This window comes from Microbacterium murale (assembly GCF_030815955.1).
Taxonomy (GTDB): Bacteria; Actinomycetota; Actinomycetes; order Actinomycetales; family Microbacteriaceae; genus Microbacterium; species Microbacterium murale_A.
On record NZ_JAUSXK010000001.1, the window covers coordinates 3,880,326 to 3,898,386 of the forward strand.

Annotated in this window: 16 protein-coding genes; 6 read left to right on the forward strand and 10 right to left on the reverse strand. The window is 66.1% G+C overall.

Annotation, left to right across the window (positions count from 1 at the left end; translation table 11 throughout):
* Positions 1-14: 14 nt before the first annotated feature.
* The 3 genes from QFZ46_RS18800 to QFZ46_RS18810 are packed head-to-tail and all read right to left on the reverse strand — an operon-like array spanning position 15 to position 2,775.
* Positions 15-1,055, reverse strand: a complete 1,041-nt coding sequence (locus tag QFZ46_RS18800; protein ID WP_307363968.1) for an alanine racemase — start codon at positions 1,053-1,055, stop codon at positions 15-17.
* Positions 1,055-1,747, reverse strand: coding sequence for an alanine racemase C-terminal domain-containing protein (locus tag QFZ46_RS18805; RefSeq protein ID WP_307363970.1), 693 nt, complete (start codon positions 1,745-1,747; stop codon positions 1,055-1,057). Before QFZ46_RS18805 ends, QFZ46_RS18800 begins: the two co-directional genes overlap by 1 nt.
* Complete coding sequence (locus QFZ46_RS18810) at positions 1,744-2,775, reverse strand: sugar-transfer associated ATP-grasp domain-containing protein (protein ID WP_307363972.1); 1,032 nt, start codon at positions 2,773-2,775, stop codon at positions 1,744-1,746. The genes QFZ46_RS18805 and QFZ46_RS18810 overlap by 4 nt, the downstream gene beginning before the upstream one ends.
* A 95-nt stretch (positions 2,776-2,870) precedes the next feature.
* Between QFZ46_RS18810 and QFZ46_RS18815 the strand changes: the two genes are divergently transcribed.
* On the forward strand, positions 2,871-3,905 hold the full coding sequence (locus tag QFZ46_RS18815; protein ID WP_307363974.1) for a sugar-transfer associated ATP-grasp domain-containing protein: 1,035 nt from the start codon (positions 2,871-2,873) through the stop codon (positions 3,903-3,905).
* Between the two features lie 22 nt (positions 3,906-3,927).
* Here QFZ46_RS18815 and murJ read toward each other — a convergent pair whose 3' ends face one another.
* From murJ to QFZ46_RS18835, 4 genes are all read right to left on the reverse strand, one after another.
* Positions 3,928-5,517 carry a murein biosynthesis integral membrane protein MurJ gene (murJ, locus tag QFZ46_RS18820; protein WP_307363976.1) on the reverse strand — a complete coding sequence of 530 codons (1,590 nt, stop codon included), beginning with the start codon at positions 5,515-5,517 and terminating at the stop codon, positions 3,928-3,930.
* Between the two features lie 56 nt (positions 5,518-5,573).
* Positions 5,574-6,284, reverse strand: a complete 711-nt coding sequence (locus QFZ46_RS18825; RefSeq protein WP_307363978.1) for a coenzyme F420-0:L-glutamate ligase — start codon at positions 6,282-6,284, stop codon at positions 5,574-5,576.
* Positions 6,281-7,525 carry an RNA polymerase sigma factor gene (locus QFZ46_RS18830; RefSeq protein ID WP_307363981.1) on the reverse strand — a complete coding sequence of 415 codons (1,245 nt, stop codon included), beginning with the start codon at positions 7,523-7,525 and terminating at the stop codon, positions 6,281-6,283. The genes QFZ46_RS18825 and QFZ46_RS18830 overlap by 4 nt, the downstream gene beginning before the upstream one ends.
* Before the next feature lie 195 nt (positions 7,526-7,720).
* Positions 7,721-8,665, reverse strand: a complete 945-nt coding sequence (locus tag QFZ46_RS18835) for a proteasome assembly chaperone family protein (RefSeq protein ID WP_307363983.1) — start codon at positions 8,663-8,665, stop codon at positions 7,721-7,723.
* Positions 8,666-8,767: 102 nt separating this feature from the next.
* On the opposite strand from QFZ46_RS18835, the gene QFZ46_RS18840 reads away from it, so the two are divergent.
* The 3 genes from QFZ46_RS18840 to sucB all read left to right on the forward strand — a co-directional run bounded on the left by QFZ46_RS18840 (position 8,768) and on the right by sucB (position 13,463).
* Positions 8,768-10,243, forward strand: a complete 1,476-nt coding sequence (locus tag QFZ46_RS18840) for a leucyl aminopeptidase (RefSeq protein ID WP_307363985.1) — start codon at positions 8,768-8,770, stop codon at positions 10,241-10,243.
* Complete coding sequence (lpdA, locus tag QFZ46_RS18845) at positions 10,243-11,616, forward strand: dihydrolipoyl dehydrogenase (RefSeq protein WP_307363987.1); 1,374 nt, start codon at positions 10,243-10,245, stop codon at positions 11,614-11,616. The genes QFZ46_RS18840 and lpdA overlap by 1 nt, the downstream gene beginning before the upstream one ends.
* 65 nt (positions 11,617-11,681) lie before the next feature.
* A complete protein-coding gene (gene sucB / locus QFZ46_RS18850; RefSeq protein WP_307363990.1) occupies positions 11,682-13,463 on the forward strand; it encodes a 2-oxoglutarate dehydrogenase, E2 component, dihydrolipoamide succinyltransferase in 1,782 nt (593 codons plus the stop codon).
* A gap of 13 nt (positions 13,464-13,476) precedes the next feature.
* On the opposite strand, the gene QFZ46_RS18855 is transcribed toward sucB, so the two are convergent.
* Positions 13,477-15,027, reverse strand: coding sequence for a hypothetical protein (locus tag QFZ46_RS18855; RefSeq protein ID WP_307363992.1), 1,551 nt, complete (start codon positions 15,025-15,027; stop codon positions 13,477-13,479).
* Between the two features lie 146 nt (positions 15,028-15,173).
* Between QFZ46_RS18855 and QFZ46_RS18860 the strand changes: the two genes are divergently transcribed.
* Positions 15,174-15,884: a DUF4191 family protein gene (locus tag QFZ46_RS18860; protein ID WP_307363994.1), complete on the forward strand. Its 711-nt coding sequence runs from the start codon at positions 15,174-15,176 to the stop codon at positions 15,882-15,884.
* Between the two features lie 30 nt (positions 15,885-15,914).
* Here the strand turns inward: QFZ46_RS18860 and QFZ46_RS18865 are convergent, their stop codons facing one another.
* Positions 15,915-17,099 carry a RimK family alpha-L-glutamate ligase gene (locus QFZ46_RS18865; RefSeq protein WP_307363996.1) on the reverse strand — a complete coding sequence of 395 codons (1,185 nt, stop codon included), beginning with the start codon at positions 17,097-17,099 and terminating at the stop codon, positions 15,915-15,917.
* Between the two features lie 17 nt (positions 17,100-17,116).
* Here QFZ46_RS18865 and QFZ46_RS18870 point away from each other — a divergent pair, with 17 nt between their 5' ends.
* A complete protein-coding gene (locus QFZ46_RS18870; RefSeq protein WP_307364689.1) occupies positions 17,117-17,605 on the forward strand; it encodes an ATP-dependent zinc protease family protein in 489 nt (162 codons plus the stop codon).
* An 11-nt stretch (positions 17,606-17,616) separates the two neighbouring features.
* Here the strand turns inward: QFZ46_RS18870 and QFZ46_RS18875 are convergent, their stop codons facing one another.
* Positions 17,617-18,012, reverse strand: a complete 396-nt coding sequence (locus QFZ46_RS18875) for an RDD family protein (RefSeq protein WP_307363998.1) — start codon at positions 18,010-18,012, stop codon at positions 17,617-17,619.
* Between the last annotated feature and the right edge of the window lie 49 nt (positions 18,013-18,061).

Below are 18,061 nucleotides of genomic sequence, written 5' to 3' on the forward strand. Positions count from 1 at the left end.
ATCTGACGAACTCTTCAGTCGTTGATCACCCGCCGCACCCCTGAGGTGAGGCGGGTGATGATCTCTTCGCCGACGGTGCCGATGCGCTCGGCGAGCGTCGTCGCATCCGATTCGCCCTGAGCACCCGGACCGAACACGGTCGTCGTGTCGCCGGCGCGCGCACCAGACCAGCCACGAACCACCGTGCTGGTCGCGTCGATCCGCACGATCTCGCGTGGTCCACCAGGCGAGCCGATGGCCGCACCCGCGAGGACCGACGGAAGCCCGTGGAACGCTCCGACCCCGATCACGACATCGTCGCCGCGCTCCTCGATGACCTTCGCGCGCAGCGAGGCGATGGGTGCGACGCCCGGAATATCAGGCCCTTCAGCCGAGCGGATGCCGTAGCAGAAAGCTCCGATCCGACAGACTGTGCCGCGTAGTTCAGGGCGCCACCAGGACGCTGCCGAAGCCGTCAGGTGCAGAGCGTCCGGCGTCCCGCCGGACGCGCGCAGCACGTCGACCGCATCGCGGAACTCGCGAGCCGACTCATCGTCTTCCGCGTCACTGGCCTCGGCGAGGTGGCTCCACACACCGACCACTTCGATCAGTCCGGCGCGTTGCGCTGTCATCGCATCGGCGACGACAGCAGGCCAGTCCTCCGGACGGATGCCGTTGCGGTGCAGTCCGGTGTCGATCTTCAAATGCACTCGCGCCCTGAGCCCGAGCGTCTCCGACATCTCGATCACGCGACGCAGGTAGCCGGCTTCGCCGATCCCCAGTTCGATGCGCGCGCTCAGTGCCAGTTCGATCTCTTCGTCACTCGAGGTCGCCCAGCCGAACACCCTGGCGTGCTCGGCCTGCGCACGGATGCGCAATGACGTGTGCACGTCATAGCCGCCGAACAGCTCGACGGGGCGTTCTGCAGAGACGGCAGCAGCGACCGCCCATTCCACACCGTGTCCGTATGCATCGTCCTTCATCGCGAGCATGAGCTGCGCGGGGGCGATTCGCTCATGAACGGCGGCCAGATTGCGCACGAAGCGCGACCGCGAGATCTCGAGCGTGGGAGCCATCAGGGCGTCCATATGCGCACCGCCTTCGAGCCTGCGACGGTGATGAGCTCCACGATTTCGAACCCGGTGATCTCCGCCCAATTCGCGAGTGCGTTCTGCCCGGCGCCGGTGCCGCCGAAGTAGAGGACTTCCGCGCCTTCGGTCACGTCCGCCGCGGAGTCCTCGAGGTCGATCACGCACACGTCCATCGCCACTCGCCCGACGATCGGCCGCATCACGCCGTCGATCTCGACAGTCGCGGCGTTGCCGAGCGCGCGGACGATGCCCTGCGCATAGCCACCGGTGACCAGTGCCACGGTGGTGTCTGCGGTGGCGCGATGGAGGTAGCCGTAGGAGACGGCTTCTCCGGCATGCAACGGTTTAGTCGAGAGCACCCGACCGACGAGTCGCATCGCCGGAGCGGTTCGAGCGCCGGGAAGTCCGTAGAGCGTGGCGGTGTCGATGTCCGCACCACCGTCTGTGACGGCGCGGACACCTTCGTCGCGCAGGCGCTCGGCAGTCTCTGCGTCTTCGACCAGGACGGCATGGATGCCGGCGTCCTTCACCAGAGCGGCGACTTCACGAACGCCGTGGCCGAGAGCATCGCCGCGCAGGTCGGCGATCTCACCACCCAGCGCCGCAGCCTCAAGCGCGCCGGCGCGCAGCGCTCCCGCCGAGACGAGTGCGCGAGGAAGGCTCTCTGTCGGCGTCACCGCCTGCTGGCCTCGATCACCGGACGGTGCCGTGCGCGGCTGCCCGTGCGGATGCCGGTGGCGCTGACACGGGTCTCGTAGAGCCCTGGCGTCCAGTTGCCCTCGATGAGCATCGGGCCGTCAGGGCCGACAGCGACGTCCCATCCGATGTACGGCACCGTGGGCACTTCCTGGGCTGCACGGGTGACGAGGTCGACGACGCGGTCCCACATGGGGACCTCGAAGTCGACGATCGACTTGCCGGAGTCCGGGTGCGTCTCGTAGCGCGACTTGTGCTTGCCGGTGTGGCCCGGCCCGAAGGACTTGCCGTTCTCGTCGATCATCGTGAAGAAGCCGCCCCAGGTGAACTGGTCGCTCACCGCGCCGCGGCCGAACTTCTGCGCAGCCATCAGCACGTGCACCTTCGAGCCATCGAAGAAGGTAGCGACCCGCGTCGTGTTCACCGTGCCCTCGCAGTACTCGGCGAGATACGGATGCTGCACGATGCGCTGTTCGATGAGCCGCTGGCCCTTATCCCGGAGCTCATCGCGGAACGCGTTCCAATCGGTCACATCGGTGGCCTCATACCGGAAGACACCTTTGCCCTCGCGTCCGACAGGAGTCTTCGCGATGAAGACGGGGTTCTTCTCGGCGAAGGCGCGCAGGGCATCGGCATCCACCTCGTCGAGGTCGAGCCAGTCACGTCCGAGGTACTCGGCGAAGCGGCGGTTGAAAGTGATCTTGTTCTCGAACTGCAGCACGTCGGTGCGGTCGTTGAGCGCCTGCGCCAGATGATGCTGGATCAGCGAGGTCATGAACGTCTTGCGCTCGCTCTTCGTCAGCAGCGCGAAATCGGCCTCGTAGTAGTCGATGTATGCCGTGTCGTGCAGCGCCGCCCATACGAGCATGTCGACGAAGACCTTCGGCGCCCACTTGCCCTGCTCCTTGGAGATCTGGCTCGCGAACCCCCACACCCGACGTGGATCGAACGAGGTCAGGCGCCGCAGAAGGTACTTCAGGCGCGCAGTGAGTGCGACGTCTCGAGACAAGAGGAAAGACCTTTCGGCAGGGGCATGTCAGAACGTCTCATGCTACTCGCTCCGCCTGCTCCGGTCCGTTGACAGCCGCGTGTTAGCCTGGGTCGGTGGATCAGAAGCGGTTGCGTGTCCGGTATCTTTTCGACCGGGCTCGGCGGCTCAATCCGACGCAGCTGATCGAACTGGCGCATCAGGTGAAGAAGGTGTCCAAGGCACCTCTCCCGATCATCATCGGCGACATGCTGTGGTGCTCCGTGCGCTACGAGATGGGCTTCCGCGACTACGTCGTGTGGGACATCCGCATCCTGAACGCACGCGAGCGGGCGACCTGGATGACGCACCCCAAGGCCTTCCGGCTGAACCGCACCCTCAACGGGCCGGATTCCAAGGTGATCCTCGGCGACAAGATGCGATTCCTCAGCGATTTCGCCGACCTGACCGGCCGCGAGTGGATCGATGCCGCTGCCGCATCCGACGAAGAGCTGCGCGCCTTCATCGACCGGCACCCCCGAGTGATCGCCAAGCCTGCCGCCGGTGAGGGCGGAGCGGGCATCGGAATCTACGACACCGCCGAGACCGCGGACGTCGCGGCGTGGCGTGCGCTGCTGATCGAGCGCGACCAGACGCTGCTCGAAGAGGTGCTGGCCCAGCACGAAGATCTGAACGCGCTGTACCCCGACAGCGTGAACACCGTGCGGATGATCACCTACCGTGACCCGCAAGACGAGTTGCACGTGATCGCCTCCGTGCTGCGCATCGGCAACGGTGCCGTGATCGACAACTTCGCCTCGGGAGGCATGTTCACCATGCTCGACGACAACGGAGTCGCCCTCTACCCCGGTGTCGACAAGCAGTCGAACATCTACCACCAGCATCCGGCCACCGGCACGACCATCAAGGGCTTGCAGGTGCCGTTCTACCCGCAGGTGGTCGAAATGATCGCCGACGCTGCGAAGCGGCTTCCGACTGTGCCCTACGTCGGTTGGGACATCGCGATCACACCGGATGGTCCCGCTCTCATCGAGGCGAACCACAACTCGAGTGTCTTCCAGATGAAGCCCTCGGCGTCCGGCATCCGTACCGGGCTGCTGTACCGGTACCGCGACGCGATCGGCGCGGACGTGGTCGACAACAAGCGCTGAGACCGCCCAGCCTCGCGCTGTGTCAGCCGCGACGGCGACGCACCGTGTCGATGGCGACCGTGAGTTCCGGCGCCCGGAACACGGCAAGCAGTCCGATGTAGACCAGCACACTCGTCGCACCGATGAGCGCAGAACCGAGCGCTCCCCAGATCATCCCCTGGAGCATCCAGCCGTCTGCGCCGCCGGAGGCGAGGAACACTCCCCAGCCCGCCAATCCGGCAGGGATGGCCATGAGGACGAAGCGGCACAATGCCCACCATGTCGCACCGAGCCCCAGTGGCCCGATCTTGCGGCGCAGCAGAATCGTTGCGATCACCGTCTGCACGATCCCGGAAAGAGACTGCGCGAGCGCGACAGCGGCAGCTAAGTGCTCTGCCGGAACGCTCGCTGCGACGACGAGCGTCAACACGAGGACCAGAGAACCTTGCACGATCGTGAAGATGAACGGAGTGCGTGCATCGCCGTAGGCGTAGAAAGTGCGCTGTATGACGAACAGCACCCCCATGGGGACGAGACTCACCAGGTAGGCGATGAGTACTGGCGCCATCGCGCTCGCGTCTTCCGGGGTATTGCTGAAGACGCGAGAGGCCGGAACTGCTGCCGCGATGACTGCCGCAGCCGCGATGACGGTGAAGAGTCCGAGGACTCTGATCGATTGCCCGACGTCTGCTCGCAGTTCACTGTGTCGCTCAGCCGCGGAATGCTCGCTGATTCGAGTGAAGTAGGGCGTTCCGATCGCGAGAATGATCATCGAGTACGGCAGCATGTAGACCAGCCAGGCGTATTGCGAAGCCGCTGTGGAGGCGTGCTCGCCGGACGCCGTCGTGATCGTGAGCGACTGCACGATGCCGACCGCTTGGCCGATCAAAGTCGTGAGCAACGTCCACGTCGCGAGCTTGCCCATGTGCCCCAGCCCCATGCCCCGCCAACGGAAGTCGAGCCGCAACGGGATGCCCGCACGCCGCCAGAACAACGTCAGAACGACTGTCTGCGCGATCACACCGAGCGTCGCAGTGCCGGCGAGTACCAGCACCATCGAGCTGTCCCACCCTTCGATGGTGTTGCGATTCTGTCCGAACAGCACGATGAACACCACGAACCCCGCGATGGAGACGAAGTTGTTGATGATCGGCGCCCAGGCGTAGGGGGCGAACATCTTTCTGGCGTTGAGGATCTCGCCGAGCAGAGCGAACATGCCGTAGAAGAACAGCTGCGGAATGCACCAGTACGCGAACTGTATCGCCAGAGCGTGCTGCTGCGGCGAGTCGAAGTTCGAGTACAGGTCGATCAGCAACGGCGCACACAGCGTCGCCACGACAGTGACCGAACCCATGATCAGCGCACCGAGCGTCAACAGCTTTGCGAGGAACGCGTGCCCGCTGTCCTTCTGCGTGGCAGCACGCACCACCTGCGGCACGATCACGCCGGTGAGCACTCCGGCTGAAATCACCTGATAGATGCTGTTGGGCAGTGCATTGGCGACGGCGAACGCGTCAGGTGCGCGACCGACCGAGTTGATCGCGATGACGAGCACGACTGTGCGCAGCAGTCCCGTCAGCCGCGAGGCGAGCGTGCCCGCCGCGATCATGGCGCTGGCGCGACCGAGTCCCATGCGTGGTGTTTCCCCTCAGCGCCCGTCGTCAGCGATCAACGTCAGACGGGGCGATCTCAGACGGTGCGGATGATGCCCATCGGCGTGGACTCGCGTCCCTGTCCGAGCGGGTTGTCCTTCAGGATACGCACGAGACGCTGCTCGCCGGCCTTGTCGAGAGTGGAACCCAGGATGTTCCCACCGAGATCATTGATATCGACCACCGCGACATCGGCCTTGCCGCCGACGAGCGCCTTGAGATGCGTCGCGACCTGGCGCGGGTTCTTCGGGCCGAGCACGACCGCCTCGTTGTACGGCGGGATGGTGTGCTTCGTCGGACCGTCGATCGCCCGAGCCTTGTCACCGGCGATGCGGTAGAAGTCGCCCTTGCGACCGAATGCCTTCGTCACCGCTGCGACAGCGGCCGCCAGCAGGATGCGCGGCGTACCGCACTCCCGAAGCGCCATCTCCATCGTCTCGGGCATGCCGAGGCCGATGCCGTACGGCGTGCGCGTGACGTACTTCGACAGGAACAGCGCCAGCCGGCGCGGCTGGATCTCATCGAGGCGGTAGGAGCGACCCTGAGTGATCGCGACGATCTTCTCGGTCACGAACAGCAGGTCCCCCGGCTGCACGGCGTCCTTCGCGTACTCGGTGACGATCTGGTCGATGTCGTCCTCGGGCATGACGACTCGCGTGCGCAGCGGGATGCGAGCGTACTTCTTGCCGTCGACGTTCGTCTCGAGCGTCTTGCCCTCGTTCGCCTTGCCCTCGTTCTCCTGGGTCATTCGAGGTAATCCCGCAGCGACTGCGAGCGGCTCGGGTGGCGCAGCTTGGCCATCGTCTTCGACTCGATCTGACGGATGCGCTCGCGCGTGACGCCGAACGTGTCGCCGATCTGATCGAGAGTCTTGGGCTGACCGTCACCGAGACCGAAGCGCATGCGGATCACGCCCGCCTCGCGCTCGGAGAGTGAGTCGAGCAGTTGCTCGAGCTGACGCTGCAGCATGGTGAAGCCCACCGCGTCGGCGGGGACGACCGCCTCGGTGTCCTCGATGAGGTCCCCGAACTCGCTGTCGCCGTCCTCGCCGAGAGGAGTGTGCAGCGAGATGGGCTCGCGGCCGTACTTCTGCACCTCGACGACCTTTTCGGGGGTCATGTCGAGTTCGCGGCTGAGCTCTTCCGGAGTGGGCTCGCGACCGAGATCCTGAAGCATCTGGCGCTGCACGCGGGCGAGCTTGTTGATGACCTCGACCATGTGCACCGGGATACGGATCGTGCGGGCCTGGTCGGCCATGGCGCGAGTGATCGCCTGACGAATCCACCAGGTGGCGTACGTGGAGAACTTGAAGCCCTTGGTGTAGTCGAACTTCTCGACCGCGCGGATGAGACCGAGGTTGCCCTCCTGGATCAGATCCAGGAACTGCATGCCACGACCCGTGTAGCGCTTGGCGAGTGAGACGACCAGGCGGAGGTTGGCGCCGAGCAGGTGGCTCTTCGCACGGTGGCCGTCTCGAGCGACCCACTGCAGGTCGAGTCCGAGCTGACCGGTCTTCTCGGCCGCCGTCATGTTCGACAGCTTCTCCTCGGCGAACAGGCCGGCTTCGATACGCATCGCGAGCTCGACCTCTTCGGCCGCGTTCAGCAGCGCGACCTTACCGATCTGCTTCAGGTAGTCCTTGACGGGATCGGCGGTGGCACCGGTGATCTGCGTCGAGTAGACCGGGACGTCGTCCTCGTCCTTGGACGTGAGGACGATGGCGCCGGTAGGAAGCGGCTCAGTGAATGCGGGCTTCTTGTCCTCGTCTTCGGCGTCGTCGGCGACGGCCTCCCCGTCGGGAGCGTCTTCCTCTACGACATCGTCGGCCTTCTTGCGCCGTACCGGTGCCTTCTTGGCTGCGGGAGCCTTCTTGGCTGCCGGCTTCTTTGCGGCAGCGGTCGTTTCCGGCTCGACGGCTTCGGTCTCAGCAGCCTCGGCTGCGGTCTTCGTCTTCGTCGTCCGGGAGTTCTTGGTCGCGGCAGGAGTCACGTTTCGCCTTTCACGGGGCAGCGCGCCCGCCCCGGGACATTTCGGACACTAGTAAGACCCTTGTCAAGTCGATAGCCTTGCGGCGAACGATTGACAACGGGTCGGATTACCAGTATCGCACAAGATTGCGGATGCGAGCGCATCACGTGTCTCTGACATGCCCAGCCTCACATCGTCCCCTCAGCCGTCGTCCGCTCAGGGTCGTGGACGCTTGTCCTCGTCGCCCGGCGGACGGGTCGCCAGATAGCGTTCGAGCTCCGCCGCGAGCTCGTCCGCGCTGGGCAGATCGCGCTCGTCGAAGCCGCCCTCGTCGTAGCGATCCATGTCCTCGGGATCTCGGCCGGCCATATATGCGTCGTAGCGGTGCTCAAGGGTCTGCACCATCTGACGAAGCTCGTCGTTGCCTGCGACCTGACCGTTGACCTTCGTGAGGTACTCCTCACGGCTCTCGCGCAGATCGTCGAGCGCGAGCACGATACCGGTCGATCCCATCACGCGGTCTGCGGCGGCGATGACCGCGTCCGGATACTCGGTCTCGGCGAGATAGTGCGGCACGAGCAGCACGAATCCCACGATCCGGTCGCCGTGCTCGGCGAAACGATACTCGAGCAGGTGCCCTGCTGTCGCAGGCACTTGGGTGCGCGGGCGCCACACCGAGAGGCTCGCCGTGATCTCCTTACGATTCCCGCTGACCGTCGTGCTGATCGGACGCGTGTGCGGTACCGGCATCGCGATCGAGTGCACCCAGGTGACGCCGGAGACGCCGAACTCCTCAGCAAGCGCGAGGATCTTCTCACTGAACGCATTCCAGGCGAAGTCGGGCTCGTAGCCGGCCAGTAGAAGGAACTGCTGCCCGAGGGTGTCATGCGCGAGCGAGAGCTCGAGGCGCGACGGACGGAACTCGGTGAGGTGGTCCTGCTCGAACACGACGATCGGACGACGCGCCCGGTAGTCAAGGAGCAGATCGTTGTCGAAGACGATGACCGGCTGCGGGTCCGACACGTCACGCAAGTGATCGATGAGTCCGGACACAGCGTTCCCGGCATCCGTGAATCCGGTGAGCAGGATCACAAGAGGCAGCCCCTGGGGGACGGCGGGGGCGTTGGCGACGCGTTCGTACAGCTCTCCGGAGACGGGCATGCTTCCATGCTACGAGCACCGGATGCTGACAGGGGCGGCCGCGTCATGCTCACAGCGAACAGATCTGAGGAGCGCCGCTCATGTCGAGCCTAGGATGGAAGCATGACGCTTCCTGCGCTCTCGCACACCGTTGACCGATTCCCCGGGAGCGCTGCCGACGCAGCAGTGCTCGTCGTTCCGGACACCGCGGCGTTCCCCGAGGCTCTGGCGGACTATCCCGGACTCGCCGAGGTGCTCACGGCCATCGGATTCACCGGTTCAGTCGCCGCCTTCGCCCGCATTCACCTGCCCTCCCTCACGTCGTTGCCACTGGCAGTGGTCGGTGCAGGCAGCACGCCGGATGAGGCGGCGGTTCGCGACGCAGCCGGCGTGGCGCTGCGCACCATGACCGGGTTCGATCACGTGGCGCTCGGACTCGCCGGCGACCTCGATCAGTTCGCGTCAGCGGCAGCTGAGGGCGCGGTGTTCGGCGGCTACCGCTTCGAGGGGTACCGCGCGAAGCCTGGCAAGTCGCGTGCGAACGCCGTGACCGTGCACAGCGACTCGCTCTCGGACGAGGACATCTCACGTGCCCGGATCCTCGGCGATGCATTCGCCCTCGTGAAGGACCTCGTCTCCGTACCTGCAGAGTGGCAGAGTCCAGCGGAACTCGCGCAGAGCGCCGTGGACGCGGTCGCCGATCTCGACGTCACGGTCGAAGTGCTCGACGAGGCCGCGCTCGCGGAGCAGGGCTTCGGCGGCGTGCTCGGCGTCGCTCAGGGTTCGGATCGCCCGCCGCGAGTCGTTCGCCTCGACTACGCGCCTGCCGACGCCACGACACACATCGCGCTCGTCGGCAAGGGCATCACTTTCGACACCGGTGGCCTTTCGCTCAAGCCGGCGGCGAGCATGGTCGGGATGAAGTTCGACATGGCGGGGTCAGCGACGGTGCTCGCCACGCTGCGCGCCATCGCATCCCTGAAGCTGCCCGTACGCGTGACGGCCTGGATGTGCATCACCGACAACATGCCCTCCGGAAAGGCGACGCGCCCCGGCGATGTGCTGCGGATGCTGGACGGCACGACGGTCGAGGTACTGAACACGGATGCCGAAGGGCGTCTCGTCCTCGCGGACGGTCTCGTCGCAGCGAGCCGCGAACACCCCGATGTGATCTTCGACGTCGCGACTCTCACCGGTGCGGTGCTCGTGGCACTCGGACACCGCCACACCGGCGTGATGGGCGATGACGACGCTATAGCCGAGTATCTGACGGCGTCAGAGCAGGTCGGCGAGCTCGCCTGGCCCCTGCCGCTGCCGGAGTACATGCAGGACTCGCTCGACTCCCCCATCGCCGACATGGTCAACGCCAACATGGGCGACCGCGCCGGTGGCACGATGTTCGCAGGGCTCTTCCTGCAGCGCTTCGTCGGCAGAACGAGCGACGAGGACGATGCCCCTCGCATCCCCTGGGTGCACCTGGATGTCGCCGGCTCGGCCGAGCACGGCAGTTCACCATACGGATTCACGGACAAGGGGCCCACTGCGGCGACGGTTCGCTCCCTCGTCGCATTCGCCGAGGCTCGGGCTCAGGAGGCATGATGACCACGCATACGTTCGACATCGTCATACTCGGCGGCGGTAGCGGCGGCTACGCCGCGGCGCTTCGAGCTGCCGAGCTCGGCAAGTCCGTCGCACTCATCGAGAAGGACAAGGTCGGCGGAACCTGTCTGCATCGCGGCTGCATCCCCACCAAGGCGCTGCTGCACGCCGCCGAGGTCGCGGAGCACGTACGCGATGCGGCATCCGTCGGTGTATCCGCGACGTTCGAGGGCATCGACGCGGCCGGCGTGCGCACGTATCGCGAGAACATCGTCGCCAAGAAGTTCAAGGGCCTGGAAGGCCTGATCAAAGCGAGGGGCATCACCACAGTCGCAGGGTTCGGACGGCTGAACGCCGATCGCAGCGTGAGCGTCGGGGACGACACATATGTCGGCGCAGATGTCGTGCTCGCCACCGGCTCATACAGCCGGTCGCTCCCGGGGCTCGAGATCAGCGGACGCATCATCACCAGCGAACAGGCTCTCGCGCTCGACGTCGTTCCGGAGCGTGTGCTGGTACTCGGCGGTGGCGTCATCGGAGTCGAATTCGCGAGCGTCTGGCGCTCATTCGGCGCCGAAGTGACGATCATCGAGGCGCTGGAGCACCTGGTTCCCAACGAGGACATCGCACTCAGCAAGGGGCTCGAACGCGCCTTCCGACGCCGTGGCATCGCCTATTCCCTCGGTACCCGCTTCCAGACGGCGACGCAGGATGAGTCGAGCGTGACTGTGACGCTGGAGGACGGCAAGACCTTCACAGGCGACTACCTGCTGGTCGCTGTCGGACGAGGGCCGGTCACCGCAGATCTCGGGTTCGAGGAAGCCGGGATCACGCTGGATCGCGGATTCGTCTCGGTCGATGAAGAACTCCGCACCGGCGTGCCCGGCCTCTGGGCTGTCGGTGACATCGTTCCTGGCCTGCAACTGGCGCACCGAGGTTTCCTGCAGGGCATCGCTGTCGCAGAGCGGATCGCGGGCCTCAGCCCAGTGCCGATCCCCGAGTCGCAGATCCCCAAGATCACCTATTGCAACCCCGAAGTGGCCTCCGTGGGTGTCACGGAGCAGGCTGCGATCACCGAGCACGGCGCGGATGCCGTCGTATCGTATGAGTACAACCTCGCCGGCAACGGCAAGAGTGAGATCATCGGCACAGCAGGGCTCGTCAAGGTCGTACGCCTGAAGGACGGCCCCGTGGTGGGAGTTCACCTTCTCGGCGATCGAGTCGGTGAGCTCATCACAGAAGGTCAGCTCGCCGTAGCTTGGGAAGCCCACCCAGAAGACATCGCCCCCCTCATCCACGCGCACCCGACGCAGAGCGAGGCGCTGGGCGAGGCCTTCCTCGCGCTCGCCGGAAAACCACTGCACGCCCTCTGAACACCAACCGGTGTCAGGGTCACTAAGCTGAACATGTCACAAACATTCTTGAAGGAGACTCCGTCATGAGCACATCCGTGGTCCTCCCCGCTCTCGGTGAGAGCGTCACAGAGGGTACGGTCACCCGCTGGCTGAAGCAGGTGGGAGACACCGTGCAGGCGGATGAGGGCCTGCTTGAGATCTCGACCGACAAAGTCGACACCGAGATCCCCTCGCCGGTCGCCGGCGTGATCGAGGAGATCCTGGTCGCCGAGGACGAGACCGTCGAGGTCGGTGCTCTGCTCGCCAGGATCGGCGATGGCAGCACTGCCGCACCCGCTGCGGATGATCCGGCAGCCGCAGCGCCTGAAGCAGAGGCTGCTCCCGCCGCCGAGGCTGCGCCCGCGGCCGAGGCCGCACCGGCCGCTGAAGCCGCGCCTGCCGAGGCCGCTCCCGTTGCAGAGGCCGCGCCTGCCCCTGAGGCTGCGCCCGCTGCTGCATCCGGCGATGCCACCGACGTCGTGCTCCCTGAGCTCGGCGAAAGCGTCACCGAGGGAACCGTCACACGCTGGCTCAAGCAGGTCGGCGATGAGATCGCCGTTGACGAGCCGCTGCTGGAGATCTCGACCGACAAGGTCGACACCGAGATCCCGTCCCCTGTCGCCGGTGTGCTGCAGGAGATCCTCGCTGCAGAAGACGAGACGATCGCGGTCGGCAGTGTGCTCGCACGTGTCGGCTCCGGTGCGCCCGCTGCAAGCCCTGCTGCGGCAGCTCCCGCGACAGAGGCTGCGTCGGCACCCGCTGCAGCGGCACCGGCCGCTGCGCCCGCCCCTGCTGCAGAACCTGCTCCGGCCGCAGAGCCTGCTCCTGCAGCAGCCGCGGCGCCGGTCGCTGCTCCCGCCCCCACTGCTGCACCTGCGGCTCCCGCCCCCGCTGAGGCGGCCCCGGCCGCAACCGACGGCGACAACGTCTACGTCACCCCGCTCGTGCGCCGTCTCGCGTCCCAGCAGGGAGTCGACCTGGCAGCTGTCAAGGGTTCCGGCGTCGGCGGACGCATCCGCAAGGAAGACGTTCTCAAGGCCGCCGAATCGAAGACGGCCGCGCCGACCGCTGCCGCATCGGCCGCTGCTCCCGCGCCGCTCGAGGTCTCGCCACTGCGCGGCACGACCCAGCCGATGTCGCGTCTGCGCAAGGTTCTCGCCAAGCGCGCCGTCGAGTCGATGCAGCAGACCGCGCAGCTGACGACTGTGGTCGAGGTCGATGTCACCGCTCTCGCCGCGTACCGCGATGCCACGAAGACGGAGTTCCTGCAGAAGACGGGCGACAAGCTCTCCTTCCTGCCGTTCTTCGCACTCGCGACAGCAGAAGCGCTGCAAGCGTTCCCGATCGTCAACTCCACGGTCGACGGCGAGAACATCGTCTACCCGGCCACCGAGAACGTCTCGATCGCGGTAGACACCGAGCGTGGTCTGCTCACTCCGGTGCTGCGTGACGCTGCGTCGAAGAACATCGCTCAGATCGCGCATGAGATCGCCGATCTGGCAGCGCGCACGCGTGACAACAAGCTGAAGCCCGACGAGCTGGCAGGCGGCACATTCACGCTGACCAACACCGGTTCGCGTGGTGCGCTCTTCGACACCCCCGTCGTGTTCCTGCCGCAGTCCGCGATTCTCGGTACTGGCATCGTCGTCAAGCGTCCGGGCCTCGTGAAGGTCGACGGCGTCGATGCGATCGCCGTGCGCTCGTATGTCTACCTGGCGCTGTCGTACGACCACCGCATCATCGATGGTGCCGACGCCGCGCGATTCCTCGGAGCCATCAAGGCTCGCCTCGAAGCTGCGAACTTCGCCGGCAACCTCGGCGTCTGAGCACCGCACGCACCTAATCTGGCTGGTGCGCGACGTCATACACGTCGCGCACCAGCCAGATGTCGTTTCCGCGCTCCAGGACCATCATCTGCTCGGTGCCCTGAAGTTCAGTACCTCCGGTAGCAATCGGCGTCAGCCGGATCACGGCGACATCTCCGTAGTCGTCCACCAACGTGGACGTGCTCCCGGAAGCGCCGAGGATCGCCAGCCCCTCGGTCGGCGTACGGGCGCCCTCTGCGATCGCATCGCCGCAGGATTCTGCGGCGGCCGTGACGCACGCATGGATCGCATCGAGCAGCGCGGGAACCGCATCCAGCGCCGTGCCCACGTCGGGAGAGGGTTCTGACGGTGCCGGAGAGGACGTCGGCGACGCTGGTACATCAGGCACCTGTTCGTGTGGTGAGCCTCCGTTCGAGTCTGCCGTGGATGGCCCCTTCTGCGAGGACGCTTCGGCAGGTGCATCACCGCCGTCGGCTGGCCACAGCAGTCCGACGATCAGCACAGCCGCCCCGAGCGCCCCGGCCACCAGAAATGCTCGGCGGCGGGACGGCTTGAACTTCTCAGCCCTCCCGACGTCGCGTTGGAGCACCGGACGCACGACGAGCCGGTCGCGCAGACGCTCCAGGCCTCCTCGCGCGCCACCTGCCAGGAAGCGCAGCAGTGCTGCAGCGCCAGTCGCGGGGCGGTCTCGTCTCGTCTGGTCCTCGGACATCCGTCGCCGGCTCGATCGATCCACTCGCTGGGCCTGTTCGTCTCTCGATCGCCGGCTGCGCGTGCTGCGCCGCTCGCGACGCCGGGAATCATCTCGTGTCACCCCGTCGATCCGGTTCTCGCCCGGCCCTCGCCGTCGCCGCCCGCTGGCGGCATCGCGAGAGGCCTTATCTGCTGCGACGAGTCGCGGGGCGATGTCGCTCACTCTCTCCGGTGCGAACACATCGAGCTGCAGGGCGCGCGGTGCGGCCCGCGCGAACAGCTGCTCCTCCCAGCGCCGATCGTCGTCAGCAGGATGGCGCGGCCCGCGCAGCGCGGAGACCACTTCCTCGAGAATCCGAACAGTGCTTCGGTCTGCCTCCTGGCGCACCATCCGCTCGATGATGGCAGCCGTACGCGCCCGGGCGCTCCCACCCTCACCGTGCACGAACAACGGACGCCCGTCGGCAGTCAGCCACCAATCGCCCAGCGCGTCAGCATCCGCACCCAGTTCGCGCACGCCGCGCAGCAGACTTGCGACAAGGGTGCCGAGCTCCCCCGGCGTTGGGGGCGACTGGGATGCGCCCCGGCGCCCTAGGAACGCCTCGACGCGCTGTGTGCACCACGGCAGCAGCGCATCGTGCCCGTCGGCACGACGCCTGATGTCCAGAACACCGCACACGTGCTCGGCATCCGAGAAAGCCCAGCCCGCCCACTCGCTCAGCCGCTCGACATCGACGCAGACTGCGACGGCATCATCGAACGCGACAAGCGTCCCGGTGAACGGCCCCTCGTTCCCCTCGATCGCGCGGATCAAGCGGTGCACGCCTGGTACGAGGGACGCACGGTCGACTACAGCATCCGTTTCGTTCATCGCCCCATCACAGCGCAGCCCGCGCGTGATCGACACCGACAGCGGCCGAATGTGGACAGATCCACACCTCCTGGAGATGTGCAGAACGAGTGCGCCGCCCGCGAACGCGCACGTGCGTGGCGTGCGGACTCGGTAGTCTTGTACCCATGGCTAAGCGTGCTCCAGAACCCGAGAAGCGTCCGGGGTTCTTCTCCCAGATCAAGTCCCTGTTCCGGTTCACTCGTGAGGTGTACGGCTGGCTCCCCTGGGCCCAGGGCGCGATCCTCGTCGGCGGTGTTCTGCTCGGCCTCGTCGTCGGCTACCTCATCCCGCCGTTCCAGGTGTGGACGCTCGTCCTCTGGGCCATCACGGGCCTCATGCTCGGTGTCCTCGGCGCCCTGTTCCTGATGACTCGACTGTCGACCAACGCGATGTACGCCAAGATCGACGGTATGCCCGGAGCCTCCGGACACGTGCTGAGCACGAGCCTCGGACGCAACTGGCAGTCCTCCGACACTCCCGTCGGCATCAACCCCAAGACTCAGGAAGCCGTCTACCGCGCAATCGGGCGTGGCGGCATCGTCGTCGTCGGCGAAGGCGCCCGCGGACGCCTCACACGGCTCGTGAACGAGGAGCGCAGCAAGGCGCAGCGAGTCGCGAACGGCGTTCCGGTGCACGTCTTCTACGTGGGCCACGGTGACGACGAGGTCGCGATCGCCGATCTCTCGAAGACCATCAAGAAGCTTCCGAAGGCGATCGACAAGACGACGATGGCCGCCGTGATCCGCCGCATCGACTCCGTCTCGCAGTCGGTCTCATCACTGCCGATCCCGAAGGGTGTCGACCCGACGAAGGTCCGCGCTCAGCGTCCGCGCTGATCCGCAACGCTGACGCTCACAGCGCGAGCCTCAGCTCAACGGCTCCTTCGGCAGGCGCCGCACCTTCGCCCTGCGACGGCGGCGCTCGGGGATCATTCCACGCATCTCCTCGAGCTTGCCGAAGCAGAGCAGCCGATCGTCCGCCTCGAGCACGACATGCTTGCGCGGGTTGGGGATGACGCTGACGCCGCGGTGCAGCGTCAGCACCGTGATGTCGCGTTCCCACAGGCCCGATTCACCCAACGTCCTGCCGACGAGCTCGGCGGCGTTGTGCACGAGCAGCTCCGCCACGCCATAACCGGTTGACACCGTCAGACGCTGTCGGACATCGATCTCGGGGAATGCGACCTGTGCGGCGATGTGGTCGATGATGGCACCCGCGACGTCGAGATTCGTCGCCTGCTCGATGCCCTGAAGCCCGGGTGAGGAGTTGACCTCCATCACCAGGGGCCCATCGTCGCCTTCCAGCATGTCGACACCGGCGACCCGCAGGCCCATGATCTGCGCGGATCGCACCGCGACCTGCTCGTACGCGGGGTCGAGCTGAACCCGCTCGACGCTGCCCCCACGGTGCACATTGGAGCGGAACTCGTCGCCCGCGGCGACGCGACGCATGGCCGCGACGACGCGGTCCCCCACGACCAGCGCCCGGATGTCGCGACCCCTGCTCTCCGCGATGAACTTCTGAATCAGCACGTTCTGCTTCGTGGAGTGCAGCGTCTCGATGATCGCCTCCGCGACCTTGACCTGCGGCGCGAGGATGACGCCGATGCCCTGAGTCCCTTCCAGCAGCTTGATGACCACAGGGGCGCCGCCGACCCGCTCGATGGCCGGCCGCACATCGGCACGGTTGCGAACGAACGCAGTCGCAGGCATGGCGATGTTGTGGCGCGAGAGGATCTGGTTGGCGCGGAGCTTGTCACGGGCGCTGGAGATGCCATTCGCCGTGTTGGGCGTGTAGACGTCCATCTGCTCGAACTGACGCACCACAGCAGTGCCGAAGTAGGTGATCGAACTGCCGATTCGGGGCAGGATCGCGTCGTAGTCGCTCAACGGGCGACCCCGGTAGTGCAGGTCGGGTTCATCCGCAGTCAGATCGATCGCGAACTTCAGCGTGTTCAGCACCTTGACGTTGTGTCCGCGCTGGAGAGCGGCCGCGCGGAGGCGCTGCGTCGAGTACGCCTGCGGAGCGCGGGAGAGAACTGCGAGCTTCACGTATGTTTCCTGCCAAGATGTATCGAGTGACCAAGACATCTCATTCAAACACTCTTACGGGGTGGCGTGAATGGGTGAGCCTGCCGGACGCCGGAGTGGACTGGATCAAGGCCAAGGTCGACACCGGCGCGCGCACGTCGTCGTTGCATGCATTCGACGTCGAAGAGTTCGAGCGCGAGGGCGAAGCCTGGGTGCGGTTCCGCGTGAATCCGTGGCAGCACACCAACGCGGATGCCACGATCGTCGAATGCCCCGTCCATGACAGGCGCGCTGTCCGCAGCTCTTCCGGCCATGCACAGCAACGGCTCGTGGTGATGCTCGCGATCCGCATCGTCGATCAGCTCGTCGTGTCGGAGGTCACGCTCAGCAATCGTGACGAGATGGGGTTTCGGATGCTGATCGGACGCGAAGCGCTTCGCCGGGGCTTCATCGTCGATCCTGCACGTTCGTTCCTCGGCGGTCGTGCGCCGAAGGAGACCCGACGTCGCAATCGCGGCCGGAGCTGAAGTCCGGGAGGTCAGGCCCGGATCAAGACCGTGCCGACGGCCTTGTCGTGCAGGCCGCGCTGATCCGGATCCCAGATGACGGCGGGGATGACGACCACCAGCAGCAGCGTGCGTACGATCGGGCGCCAGAGTCCGACCCAGCCACCGCGCAGCATCACGACGCGCATCCCGAGGATCCGGTGTCCTGGGCTGCCGCCGATCGTCGGGATGAAGACGATCTGCGCGACGGCGAAGATCACCAGCGTGGCGATCGAGTCGTATTGGAAGAACGCGATGGAGATGACCACCGCGGCGGCCCAGTCGATCGCGAGGGCGCCGATACGACGGCCGGCCCTGGCGATACTGCGCGGGCCGGCGGCGGGAAGTCCGAGACGTTCACCGGGGTACGTGTTCACAGCATCCGTCACATCCCCAGTCTATCGGCGGTCTGTAACATGTCGGAAACATAGAAGACAC